At 63.3% G+C, this 12,000-nt stretch carries 14 protein-coding genes; 5 read left to right on the top strand and 9 right to left on the bottom strand.

Going from position 1 to position 12,000, the window contains the following annotated elements; translation table 11 throughout:
- The first annotated feature begins 120 nt into the window (after positions 1-120).
- The 3 genes from FOS14_RS13195 to FOS14_RS13185 all read left to right on the top strand — a co-directional run bounded on the left by FOS14_RS13195 (position 121) and on the right by FOS14_RS13185 (position 4,357).
- The gene (locus tag FOS14_RS13195; protein ID WP_185981756.1) at positions 121-1,263 is read left to right on the top strand and encodes a lipase family protein; all 1,143 of its coding nucleotides are present in this window, start codon (positions 121-123) and stop codon (positions 1,261-1,263) included.
- Between the two features lie 113 nt (positions 1,264-1,376).
- Entirely contained in the window at positions 1,377-2,741 is a 1,365-nt protein-coding gene (locus FOS14_RS13190; protein WP_143771237.1) for an MFS transporter, read from the top strand.
- An 89-nt stretch (positions 2,742-2,830) separates the two neighbouring features.
- Positions 2,831-4,357, top strand: a complete 1,527-nt coding sequence (locus tag FOS14_RS13185; RefSeq protein WP_143771236.1) for a phospholipase C — start codon at positions 2,831-2,833, stop codon at positions 4,355-4,357.
- On the opposite strand, the gene FOS14_RS13180 is transcribed toward FOS14_RS13185, so the two are convergent.
- Positions 4,354-4,785, bottom strand: coding sequence for a TA system VapC family ribonuclease toxin (locus FOS14_RS13180; protein ID WP_143771235.1), 432 nt, complete (start codon positions 4,783-4,785; stop codon positions 4,354-4,356). The genes FOS14_RS13185 and FOS14_RS13180 overlap by 4 nt on opposite strands.
- Positions 4,785-5,015: an antitoxin gene (locus FOS14_RS13175; RefSeq protein WP_143771234.1), complete on the bottom strand. Its 231-nt coding sequence runs from the start codon at positions 5,013-5,015 to the stop codon at positions 4,785-4,787. Before FOS14_RS13175 ends, FOS14_RS13180 begins: the two co-directional genes overlap by 1 nt.
- A 66-nt stretch (positions 5,016-5,081) precedes the next feature.
- On the opposite strand from FOS14_RS13175, the gene FOS14_RS13170 reads away from it, so the two are divergent.
- On the top strand, positions 5,082-5,759 hold the full coding sequence (locus FOS14_RS13170) for an SDR family oxidoreductase (RefSeq protein ID WP_143771232.1): 678 nt from the start codon (positions 5,082-5,084) through the stop codon (positions 5,757-5,759).
- Here FOS14_RS13170 and FOS14_RS13165 read toward each other — a convergent pair.
- The 6 genes from FOS14_RS13165 to FOS14_RS13140 form a co-directional block, all read right to left on the bottom strand.
- A complete protein-coding gene (locus FOS14_RS13165) occupies positions 5,756-7,012 on the bottom strand; it encodes an acyl-CoA dehydrogenase family protein (protein ID WP_143771230.1) in 1,257 nt (418 codons plus the stop codon). The genes FOS14_RS13170 and FOS14_RS13165 overlap by 4 nt on opposite strands.
- On the bottom strand, positions 7,009-7,878 hold the full coding sequence (locus tag FOS14_RS13160) for an SDR family oxidoreductase (protein ID WP_143771228.1): 870 nt from the start codon (positions 7,876-7,878) through the stop codon (positions 7,009-7,011). The genes FOS14_RS13165 and FOS14_RS13160 overlap by 4 nt, the downstream gene beginning before the upstream one ends.
- A gap of 12 nt (positions 7,879-7,890) precedes the next feature.
- Complete coding sequence (locus FOS14_RS13155) at positions 7,891-8,754, bottom strand: MaoC/PaaZ C-terminal domain-containing protein (protein ID WP_143771227.1); 864 nt, start codon at positions 8,752-8,754, stop codon at positions 7,891-7,893.
- A 13-nt stretch (positions 8,755-8,767) separates the two neighbouring features.
- Complete coding sequence (locus FOS14_RS13150) at positions 8,768-9,208, bottom strand: SRPBCC family protein (protein WP_143771226.1); 441 nt, start codon at positions 9,206-9,208, stop codon at positions 8,768-8,770.
- 22 nt (positions 9,209-9,230) lie between these two features.
- Positions 9,231-10,421: a lipid-transfer protein gene (locus FOS14_RS13145; RefSeq protein WP_143771224.1), complete on the bottom strand. Its 1,191-nt coding sequence runs from the start codon at positions 10,419-10,421 to the stop codon at positions 9,231-9,233.
- Between the two features lie 161 nt (positions 10,422-10,582).
- Positions 10,583-11,206: a TetR/AcrR family transcriptional regulator gene (locus FOS14_RS13140; protein WP_143771222.1), complete on the bottom strand. Its 624-nt coding sequence runs from the start codon at positions 11,204-11,206 to the stop codon at positions 10,583-10,585.
- Between the two features lie 46 nt (positions 11,207-11,252).
- On the opposite strand from FOS14_RS13140, the gene FOS14_RS13135 reads away from it, so the two are divergent.
- Complete coding sequence (locus FOS14_RS13135) at positions 11,253-11,594, top strand: cupin domain-containing protein (protein WP_143771220.1); 342 nt, start codon at positions 11,253-11,255, stop codon at positions 11,592-11,594.
- Positions 11,595-11,621: 27 nt separating this feature from the next.
- Here FOS14_RS13135 and FOS14_RS13130 read toward each other — a convergent pair whose 3' ends face one another.
- Positions 11,622-11,993, bottom strand: coding sequence for a nuclear transport factor 2 family protein (locus tag FOS14_RS13130; RefSeq protein ID WP_143771218.1), 372 nt, complete (start codon positions 11,991-11,993; stop codon positions 11,622-11,624).
- Positions 11,994-12,000 lie beyond the last annotated feature (7 nt).

The raw sequence follows: 12,000 nt of genomic DNA, 5'->3' as shown, positions 1-12,000 counted from the left end.
TTGGTCGCAATTTGATACCCAACCGCATGCAGGTTTTCCCGCTCATTTAACGTCTCCGCGATACGTAATTGCGAACGACGGAGGATGGCCATGCGGCGCGGTTGGCAACGAGCAGTGTGCGTGACTGCCACGCTGGTTTTGGCTGCACTCGCGCCGGAGACGGTCGTGAGCGCTGACACCGCGAGTTACGAAGCATCGTTTTACCCAGGCCCCAGTGGTGATTCGTATCTTGATCAGCACCTTCCGGTCGATGCGTCGATGCCGAACGGCAAAATCCTGTCCTCGCGAAGCGTGGCTGTCCTGCCGCCGTTGGCCATCACCAATTCCTTTGACTCCTGGCAGATCTGGTTCAAATCGACAAATGCCGGTGGTCAACCGATTGCCGCGCTGACAACCCTGCTGAAGCCGAAGAAATGGAACGGCAAGGTGGTCAGCAATAACTACGCTATAGACGGCGACGGGCTGCAATGCAATCCTTCATACGCATTAATTCATAACGGCCAGATCGAGGCGCCAGACATCACCCGACAATTGCTAGGCCGCGGCTACGCCGTGGTGATGACCGATTACCAAGGCCCCCTCATGGCATATGCGCACGGGCCCACGGAAGGCCCGGAGGTGCTCGACGGAATTCGCGCGGCCCTGGCCTTTCCAGCGGCTGGGCTCGCCGGGAGCCCCGTCGCGATGGTCGGCTACAGCGGCGGTGCCATTGCGACCGTCTGGGCCGCCCAACTGCAGCCCACCTACGCGCCCGAATTGAACATGGTCGGCGCCGCGGCCGGCGGCACCCCCGCCGATCTCAGCCTCCTGCCACCGCGCATGGATGGGAAGCCGCCGGCCGCTGTGCTGTATCTGCTCGCCGTGCTGGGCGTGGCCAAGGCGTCGCCGGGGGCACTGGAACTACTCAACTCGGTCGGCGTGCAGACCGGTCAGAAGTTCAAGAACTCGTGCTTCAATGCCGCAGTCCTGGGTGTGACGCCGTTGCCGCTGCGCCTGTTGTGCACGACGAACCCGTACCAAACGACGGTGGTGCAGAACATCTTTGCCTTGACCAAGGCCGGACAGCAGATACCGAGGATGCCGATATTCTTGTGGCACGGGTCCAATGACCTGTGGATCCCGCTGGCCGGCGAACAAGCGCTGTACAACACCTGGAAGAACGCCGGGGTTTCCATCAAGCTGCACGTGATCCCGGGCGAGCACGTCACAGCCGCATACGACCCCGCTGCGCTCGATCAAATCGATAGCTGGATGGGACGCTGATTGGCGCACGCCGCGGCGTTCTGATAGGTCTGTTTGGACCCTATTTCCGATTTGCGTAGCGCCCACGCACGATCGCAGCCCGGCCCCGGGTACGCCGCGCATAGGAGCGATTCATGCCGGACACTTCCGCCGTCACCCCCACGCGCGACGTTTCGCCCGCAATTTTGCATCGGGCCATCGGCGCGTCGGCTATCGGCAACGCCGTCGAGTGGTTCGACTACGGCGTCTACGCGTACCTGACCGTGCACATCGCCGCGTCGCTGTTTCCGGAGGGCGCCAACGGCGTCTTCTACACCCTGGTGGGCTTCGCCATTTCCTTCCTGATCCGCCCGATCGGCGGGTTGTTCTGGGGACCGCTCGGCGACCGGATCGGCCGCAAACGCGTGCTCGCCATGACCATCGTGCTCATGGCCGGTTCTACGCTGGCGGTCGGATTGATCCCCAGCTACGCCACCGTCGGCATCTGGGCTCCCGTCATCCTGTACGCCTTGCGCATCGTGCAGGGATTTTCCGCAGGCGGCGAATACGGCGGCGCCGCAACGTTTATGGCCGAGTATGCCCCCGACCGCAAGCGCGGGTTTTACGGCAGCTTCCTCGAGGTCGGCACGCTGACGGGCTTCACGCTCGGCAACCTGATCGCACTACTTCTGGTGAACGTGCTCGATGACGCGTCGATGCAGTCCTGGGGCTGGCGAGTACCGTTCGTGGTGGCCGCGCCGCTCGGTCTCATCGGGCTGTATCTGCGTACCCGGATGCAGGACACTCCCGTCTTCACCGAACTCGAGGAGCGTCAGCACACCGAAGAGCGGGTTCGTGGAGTGTTCCGTGATCTGCTCACAAGGTATCTGCGGCCGGTTCTCACCCTGTTCGGCCTGGTGATCGCGCTCAATGTCGTGAACTACACGCTGCTGAGCTACATGCCGACGTATCTGCAAACCGCGATTGGGATGACGGAGTCACACGCGCTACTGGTGCCGTTGCTCGGTCAGATAGTCATGCTGTGCACACTGCCGCTGTTCGGCCGGCTTTCCGACCGGGTGGGCCGCCGTCCGATGTGGCTGTTCTCGTGCACCGCACTGGTGGTGGCGGTGGTGCCCATGTACCTGCTCATCGGGACCAACCTGGCCGGCGCGATCGTCGGCTTCACTGTGCTCGGCCTGCTTTACGCACCACAGCTGGCGACGATCTCGGCGACCTTCCCGGCGATGTTCCCGACGATCGTTCGCTTTGCCGGGGTAGCCATCGGTTACAACGTGGCCACGTCGCTGTTCGGCGGCACGGCGTCGGCCATCAACGACGCCCTGATCGACGCAACGGGTTCGCACATCGTGCCCGCCTATTACATGCTGGGAGCCTGCCTCATCGGCATTGTCGCCGCCTACTTCCTCATCGAAACCAAGGGAATGTCGTTGCGGGGCACCGAAGTCCCGGGCACACCGGAGGCTATCGCCGAGCAGCGCGCCCTCGCCCGTGCGTGAGTTTTCACCGCCCGCGGTGAAAACTCACGCACGGGTCGGGACGGCGCACCCTAGGATCGACCCGGCGCGTGCAGTCGGGAAGGGGCGCAATGAGCGGAGCTGGGGAGTACTCGCGTAGAGCTTTCATGGGCAAGGCCGCCGCCGCAAGCAGCGCCGCGGTGCTGGCTTCGTGGGCGGGGCCGATCATCGAACGCGCGTACGCGGCCGATCCCGGCGGCCACGGCTCGTTGAAGGACATCGAGCACTTCGTCTTCCTCATGCAGGAAAACCGCTCGTTCGATCACTACTTCGGAACCCTCTCGGGAGTAAGGGGTTTCGATGACCCCTCGCCCGCCTGGCGGCAATACGGTTACCAACCCGGGGTAGGGCCGACGCCCGACGGCTACCTCATGCCCTTCCGGCTTGACACCAATACCGGCACCAACCTGTCCGGCGAATGCGTCAACGACCCGACCCATGCGTGGGGCCCGCAGCACGAGTGCTGGAACGGCGGCGCGATGGATCAGTGGGTCCGGGTGCACCTGCAGCACGAAGGACCCGGAAACGGCCCGGCCACAATGGGTTACTACACCCGCGCCGACATTCCGGTGCACTATGAACTGGCCGACGCGTTCACCATTTGCGATCACTACTTCTGTTCGGTCCTGGGCCCCACCGACCCGAACCGGCTGTATTGGATCAGCGGCACCATCGACCCGGACGGCCACAACGGCGGACCGCTCGTGGAAACGCCGACCCTGATCCCCAAAAACGTCTACAGCTGGCGCACCATGCCGGAGAACCTCGAGGCCGCCGGCGTCAGCTGGAAGGTGTATCAGAACAAGGACATCGGCCCGGCGTCCGCGGTGATTCTCGACGGCATGCTGGGTTGTTTCAAGCAATTCAGCAATCCCGGAACCAGTCTGTACGCGCGCGGGATTGATCCGGTATTTCCGTACCACTTTCAGGCCGACGTGCAGGCCGGAACGCTGCCGGCGGTGTCGTGGGTGGTGCCATCCGTGTTCACCTGCGAGCACCCGGCCTTACCGCCGGCGGGGGGCGCGGTCGGCATCATGCAGGTGCTCGACATCCTCACCTCCAACCCCGCGGTGTGGGAGAAGACAGCGCTGATCATCAGCTACGACGAGAACGGCGGCTTCTTCGATCACGTGACGCCGCCGACCCCGCCGCCGGGCACGCCGGGGGAATTTTTGACCGTGCCGCTGGGGCCGGTCGCCGAGTCGGACGGCATCCCCGGGCCGATCGGGCTGGGCTTCCGGGTGCCGGGAATGGTGATCTCGCCGTACAGTCGCGGGGGATTGGTGGCCTCGGAAGTCTTCGACCACACCTCCCAATTACGGTTGCTGGAGGCACGTTTCGGCGTCGAGGTGCCGAACCTAACCAAGTGGCGACGCGCCACCACCGGCGACATGACGTCGACGTTCAACTTTGCGGCGACGCCCAATCCGGTGCGTCCGCCGATTACCCCCGCCGTGCCGGTGGCGCAGCAGAAGCTGCCGCAGTGCGTGCCCAACGTCGCCACCGGATTTCTCAATGCCGGCATACCGTATCCGGTTCCGCCGAATTCGATGCCGACGCAAGAGAAGTCACCGCTGCGGCGGCGCCCGTCGGGTTAAGGAGTCGCGAACGGGTCGCGCACCGTTATCCCCGGATATTTGCGAAAGTCCCGGTCTCTAGTAAGTATCGTGCCCACCCCGTGCTCATGCATGAGTGCGGCGATCACGGCGTCGGGCACATCGTTGCCTCGCCCGCCGCCGACGCTTCGGTAGCACTCCCAGAACCGCTCGCCCTCTCCCACCACGCGGACTGAAGGCGCAGCCATCAGGGCATCGACGTTCGCCTGCGCCTTCGCCGCGCTCAGCGGGGCCGGCAGGATCGCCGGGTGGGTGATTATCCGCAAGTAAGTCACCACCACGGGCCAGAAGATCGTGGTTAGTTGCGGTCCACGCAGGACGCTGGCCACGACGTCGGACGCAATGGCAAACTCAGGTGCGTCCACGTTGGACGCATATACCAATACGTTGGTATCGACGGTCTCCGCCATCACTCGGCCCGGTCCAGTGCCGCATTCAGGGCGTCCTTGTCCTCTAGATCGATCAACGGGCGGCCAAGATTGGCCGCCACCCAGGAGATGTCGGATCGCTGCGGTTCGCAACGAGCCAACTCTCGCGCGAGCAACTCCGACACCAGCTGGCCCAGCGACTTGCCCTCTTCACGCTGCTTTTGCTTCAACTGCGCGAGAACGACGGGATCCAGGTCGATTGTGGTACGCATACATCTGATGTTACGACTAATCGCATCTGATGCAACGACCTCACCCTTTCGGGGTAAGCTGCCGGAATGCGACCTACTGCGCTGATCACCGGGGCGAGCCGCGGGCTTGGTGCTGCCATCGCACGCGAACTCGCGGAAAGTCATGATCTGCTGCTCGGTGCGCGCAGCGCCGATTCGCTTGCCGACGTCGAAGCGGACATACCGACGGCGCGCCCCTGGGTGGTGGATCTGACCGACGCTGATGCGGTAGCGAACGCGGTTGCCGACGTCGAGCGCCTCGACGTGCTCGTGCACAACGCCGGTGTCGCCGAGCTGAGTTCGGTGGCCGACTCGAGTATCGAGCAGTGGCGGAACACGTTCGACGCGAACGTTTTTGCGGTGGTCGAGTTGACGCGCCTGCTGCTGCCACGACTTCGGGACAGCGGCGGACACGTTGTGGTGATCAATTCCGGGGCCGGACTACGCGCCAACGCCGGGTGGTCATCCTATGCGGCCAGCAAGTTCGCCTTGCGCGCCTTTGCCGACGCGTTGCGTCTCGAGGAGCCGCGAATCCGCGTGACCTCGATCTTTCCCGGACGCATCGACACCGACATGCAACGTGCCATCGTCGCAAGAGAAGGCCGCGACTACGACCCCGACGAATTCCTCACCCCGGCAACGGTTGCGCGCGCGGTGCGCAACGCAATCGACACACCGCGCGACGCCCACCCCACCGAGATCGTGTTGCGTCCCATCGCCCGCTAACTGAGCAATCCCTTTGCGATGTGGGTGACCTGCACCTCGTTCGAGCCGGCGTAGATCATCAGCGACTTCGCATCGCGGGCAAGCTGTTCCACCCGGTACTCGGTCATGTAGCCGTTGCCGCCGAACAGCTGAACCGCTTCCATGGCGACGTCGGTAGCGGCCTCGGAGGCATACAACTTCATCGCCGATGCTTCGGCCAGCGTCGGGATCTGACCCGCGCGCATCTTCTCCAGGGTGGCGAACACCATGTTTTGCACGTTGATTCGGGCGATCTCCATCTTCGCCAGCTTCAGCTGGATCAGCTGGAATTTGGCGATCTCCTGGCCCCACAGCTTGCGATTCTTCGCGTAATCGATGCTGAGGCGATGACATTCGTTGATCACACCGAGCGCCATGGCAGCAACGCCCACCCGCTCGACCACAAAGTTGGCCCGAGCGCTGTCGCGCCCGTCGCCGCCCTTGTGCTCCTCGGTCTCGCCGAGCAACCGATCCTTGCCCAACCGCACATTGTCGAAGAACAGTTCACCGGTCGGGGATGAGTGGATACCCATCTTCTTGAACGGCTTGCCCTGCGTCAGGCCTTCCATGCCGGAGTCCAGCACAAAGGTCAGCACCTTGCGGGAGCGCGGGTCGGCACCGTCGCGTTCGTCGAGCTTGGCGTAGACGACGATGGTGTCGGCGTAGGGGCCGTTGGTGATGAACGTCTTTTGCCCGTTGAGGATGTAGTCGTCGCCGTCGCGGCGAACGTTGGTCTTCATCCCCCCGAACGCGTCCGAGCCGGAGTCCGGCTCGGTAATCGCCCAGGCGGCAATCTTTTCCAGCGTCATCAACGGGGGCAGCCAGCGCTCCTTTTGCGCAAGGGTGCCCCGCGCCATGATCGTCGCCGCACCGAGTCCCAGGCTCACACCGAGGGCAGCCACCAAACCCATGCTCACGCCGCAGAGTTCGCTGACCACCATCAGCGCCATGGACTCCTGGCCGCCGAACGGACTGCCCCCTGAAGATTTCTTCTTCGCAGGCTTCGGCTCGCCAGCAGCAATACGAGCTTCTCGTGCCCGCTGCTTGTCCAGCATCTTCTTGACCGTCTCGGCCGCCATCACGTCGATACCGAACTCGCTGAACAGCTTCCGCAGCACGGGGTAGGGCAGCAACTCGCCGCTTTCCAGCGCGTCGACGTTGGGTCGGATCTCCTTGTCGATGAACTCGCGTACCGCGTCGCGAATCATCAGATCCGTGTCAGACCACTCGATCATGGGAGCCTCGCCGCAATGTCGTCGATGGCCCAGGGACCGTCGGTTTCAATGGTTTTCACGTCATGCCAGCCGCCGAGCTCGGAGATGGCGCCGCCCTGCACCGCAAACACCTTCCCGGTGATCGGACACTTGTCGGTGGCCAGGTAGGCGACCAATGGTGAGATGTTGGCCGGACTGAACGCGTCGAACTCGCCCTCTTCCACTTCGGCGGCCAGAAACTCACCCATGCCGGGGGTGGCCAACGTGAGCCGAGTGCGCGCGATCGGCGCGATCGCATTGACCCGAACACCATAGCGCTGCAACTCTTCTGCGGCGACCAGGGTCAGGGCAGCGATGCCGGCTTTGGCGGCGCCATAGTTGGCCTGGCCGGCGTTGGGCAACGTAGTGCCCGATGCCGAGGCGGTGTTGATCACCGCAGCATTGGGTTGGTCGCCGGCCTTACTTTGCGTCTTCCAGTACGCGGCCGCGTGCCGCAGGACGTTGAAATGACCTTTCAGATGGACGGCGATCACCGCGTCCCACTGCGATTCGTCCATACCGGCGATGAAGGCATCGCGCAGGATGCCCGCATTGTTCACCACCACATCCAGGCCACCGAATTCGCGGACTGCCTGGTCGACGAGCGCTTTGGCGCCGTCCCAGGAGGCGACATTGTCGGTGTTCGCGACTGCCCTGCCGCCGGCCGCGATGATTTCGTCGACGACCTGCTGGGCCGGTCCTGCATCCGCGCCCTCCCCGGCGTTGTTGCCGCCGAGGTCGTTCACCACGACGCTCGCGCCCTCCCTTGCGAACAGCAACGCATGTTCTCTACCGATACCGCGGCCCGCGCCGGTAATGACGGCAACCCTGCCATCGAGTGCACCCATTGAGAGATTCTCCTAGTCTCTGATTTCCGCGAGCCCATCAGTGATGACGAGGTCATCGCCGCGGGCCGTCTCGAATGCATAAGTGGTCGAATCGTTTTCCGATCCGACGCGCCAGATCCGGGTCTCCAGATCGTCGTTCGGGAAGACCATCTTGGCGAAGCGAACGGCGAGCCGACGCAGCCGCGTGACGTCCGAATCGGCGACCTCACTCAGCACCGCCCACGACGTGAACGCCATGGTGCACAACCCGTGCGCGATGATTCCCGGAAGCCCGGCGTCGCGGGCCACCTGCTCGTCGAGGTGGATCGGCACCGGGTCGCCCGACGCCGGGGCGTACCGGAACGTCTGATCCGCATCGACGTGCGCGGACACCTTGGCCACCGGCGCCGAAGTGCGCAACGCCGCGTCGAAGCGGTGGTCGGGGCTCAGCTCACCGACCTTCTTACCGGTGCTCGCATCGGCGCCACGGAAGAAGATCGTCACGTACTGCTCGTTGACGAGTTCGCCATCCTCCGTGCGGCATTCGATGTAGACACACGCCCGGGTGCCCTTTTCCAGCCCCTCGTACCCGGTCATGTTGGCGCGGGATACCAGCTTGTCGCCCGGCCGCATCGGGCGATGGAAGTGGAAGTCCTGCTCGCCGTGCACACCGCGGCCGAAGATCTCCATCGGCACCACTTCGAGCGTCGGTTCCATCAACGACTCGAAGACGGGAACTATCGCGAACACGGGTGGCGCGACGTCACCGTTTCGGTGTGCCTCGATCGGATCGTTGGTGGCCGCGGCGTATTCGGCGATGCGTTCGCGGGTGACCTCGAACCGCGTCTCGTCGGTCCAGGTGTCCAGACCATTGTCGTCAAATTCGATGTAGCCCATGCGAGTCGCCCGATCAGGCCGACGCGGTGGCGAGGGTATCGAGTTGCTCGAGCGTCTTATCGATCTGCTTCATGCCGTCCTTTTCGACGGCCTTACCCAACGCGCCCTTGATCAGCGCGCCTTCGAAGTCACCCGACGCGGAGAAGACGCTGCCCTCACCGTCCGGGGTGATCTGAAAAGTGAACTCCACCTTCACACCAGCCATGCCGGTGCCACCGAGCACGAGCTTGTGCGGTGCGTCGACCTCTTGAACTGTCCACTCGATCTTGTTTGCCATGCCAAGCATCACGATCTTGGCCACCAGCTTGGAGCCCACCGCGAGCTGCGTGGGCGGCTCCTCCATCCACTTCTCGTGAATGGTGAACCACTTGTCCCAGGTAGAGGTGTCGGATACGGTCGCCCAGATCGCTTCGGGGGTGGCGTTGAGCTTCTTGCTTGCCTCGATGTGTCCCATTGTTGTTGTCCTTTCTAGAGTTTCAGCGCTCGGCACGCTGGTAGGCGGTGACGACGGCGGCGCCGCCAAGTCCGATGTTGTGTTGCAAGGCGGCGGTAACGTTGTCGACCTGTCGTTTATCCGCGGTGCCGCGCAACTGCCAGGTCAGCTCTGCACATTGGGCAAGTCCGGTCGCGCCCAACGGATGTCCTTTCGAGATGAGTCCGCCGGACGGGTTCACCACCCACGTGCCGCCGTAGGTGGTCTCGCCCGAGTCGATCAACTTGCCGGCCTCACCCTCCGCGCACAGACCCAGCGCTTCATAGAGCAGCAACTCGTTGGCGGAGAAGCAGTCGTGCAGCTCGATCACCTGGAAGTCTTCCGGCCCGAGGCCGGACTGTTCGTAGACCTTCTGGGCCGCTTTGACGTTCATGTCGTAGCCGATGATCGACTTGCAGGTGCCGTCGAAGGTCGACTCGAAGTCCGTAGTCATCGCCTGCCCCACGATTTCCACCGCCTGACCTGCCAGGCCATGCTTATCGACGAACGCCTCCGACGCCAGGATCGCTGCCCCGGAACCATTCGAGGTTGGGGAGCACTGCAGTTTCGTCAGCGGGTCGTAAATCATCCGCGACGCCAGAATGTCCTCGAGCGAGTACTCGTCGCGGAACTGGCTGTACGGGTTGTTCACCGAGTGCTTGTGGTTCTTGTACCCGATCTTGGCGAAGTGCTCGGCAGTGGTGCCGTACTTCTGCATATGCTCGCGCCCGGCCGCACCGAACATCCACGGCGCAGGCGGGAACAGCACTTCGGAGATCTCGGCCAACGCCATGATGTGGCGCTCCATGGGCTGGGCGCGATCGTCGTAGGTGGAACCGAGCGACCCGGGCTGCATCTTCTCGAAGCCGAGCGCGATGGTGCAGTCGGCCAAGCCGCCGCGAATCGCCTGCACGGCAAGGAACAGCGCTGCCGACCCGGTGGAGCAGTTGTTGTTCACGTTGACGATCGGGATGCCCGTCATGCCAAGCTCATACAGCGCCCGCTGCCCGGACGTGGATTCGCCGTAGACGTAACCTACATAGCCTTGTTCGACCTGCTGATAGGAGATTCCGGCGTCTTCCAGCGCCTTCGTCCCGGACTCCCGGGCCATGTCTGGGTAGTCCCAGTCCGGCCGTGCGCCCGGCTTCTCGAACTTCGTCATTCCGACGCCGATGACATAGACCTTGTTCGCCATTGCGCTCCTTTTGGCCCCAACTCGGCACCCGCCGCTTGTTCTATATACAAACATGCAGTCGTGTATGTATCAAGACCAAATTATCGGCGTTTTGGCGGCAGTTCGAACCTTGCGACACAGACCGGATCCGCGATCGTCGAAGCGCGCAGGTGTCGCTGCCCTCAATCGCCGACGGTGGTGCCTTCTTCGTTCGGCATCGCGGACAACGCGTGGCTGAGCAGGGCTTGCGCAGTGCCGCACAGAATCTCGGCCGCCTCCGTCCTGCAGACTTTCGCGACATCAAGCAGCCAGATGAAGGATTCGATGCCGGTGGCGGAACGGATAGTGATGGCGAGTCGCCGAACGTCGATGTCCGGGCGGGATTCACGCAGCGGAGCGAGGGCCTGTTCGATCCAGCCGATGGCACGTCCTCGGCGTAGCACCGATAGGTCTGCAGCACCGGGTTCCAGTGACAGCCGCAATGAAGTGCGCAACTCCGGTTCCCACTCCTCGCAGATCCGCACGCACTCCCGCATGACGAGTTCAAGCCGGGCTTGGACCTCGGCAGGCGGCGGATCCGGAAGCAGAGAATCCTTGTCGATTTCCGGATGCACTGCCGCGAGTAGTTCACGCTGATTCGGGAAGTACCGGTACGCGGTTGTGCGGGAAATATCGGCCGCCTCCGCTGCCTCCTCCACAGTAGGAAGCACCCCCTGATCAAGGAGCCTCCTGGTAGCAGCGACGAGCGCGGCTCGGGTCCGGGCTTTCTGGCTACGCCGGCCAGTGGCTTCATATGGCATTCTCATTACCATCATGGTACTCTGATCACATATTGAAACCTCGGAGGGCACCATGAGCAGCGATCCCGCCGTTGTCGACCCGGAGCTCTACCGGGTCGTGTTCGAAAACGACCGCGTCCGCGTGCTGGAGTACCGAGACAAGCCGGGCGACCGGACGCACCCGCATCGGCACCCCGACAGCGTGCTCTATCCGCTGAGTTCATTCCGGCGGCGGATATCTGCGGATGGACGCGACGTCGAAGTCGTGCTCGCGCCTGGTCAGGTCCGTTGGCTCGACGCTCAGGAACACGCCGGCGAAAACATCGGCGACACCGAAACCCACGCCCTGTTTGTCGAACTGAAGGAACCATCGGCCAGGCGGCCAGACGCAACTTTGGGCCCGAGCGCGCACTGAATTCGTTGATCGAAGACGAGCCAGTCGCTAGGTGAAGCTCAGGTCACTCTGATTCCAGAACGCCTGCATCTTGGTGATCTTGGCATCCTCGTCGAATTCCATGACATCGATGGGCGACAGCGCCATCTGCTTGTCACCAACCTTGGTGAGCAGGCTGAAGTGGAATGCCGCCCGGTTGCCTGCGACGCGGAGGGTAAGCAACTCACTTTCCTGCTCCATGTTCTCGATCACCTGGTAGAACTCGCGGATCGCGGCGTGACCCTGGCGCACACCGCTGCCGACCGGGTCTTCGAGCGTTGCCTCCGCGCTGTAGAGCGCGACGATCTCGTCCGGCTTACCGGTCGCAACCAGTTCGACGTACCGGCGCACCACGTCCTCGATTGCCTGCTCAGTCGCCATATCGAAC

Origin of the sequence: Skermania sp. ID1734, from assembly GCF_007489285.1 — a bacterium.
In the GTDB taxonomy this organism is placed as follows: domain Bacteria; phylum Actinomycetota; class Actinomycetes; order Mycobacteriales; family Mycobacteriaceae; genus ID1734.
The sequence above is the reverse complement of the archived record's forward strand: the minus strand, read 5'-3'. Positions and strand labels throughout refer to the sequence as shown.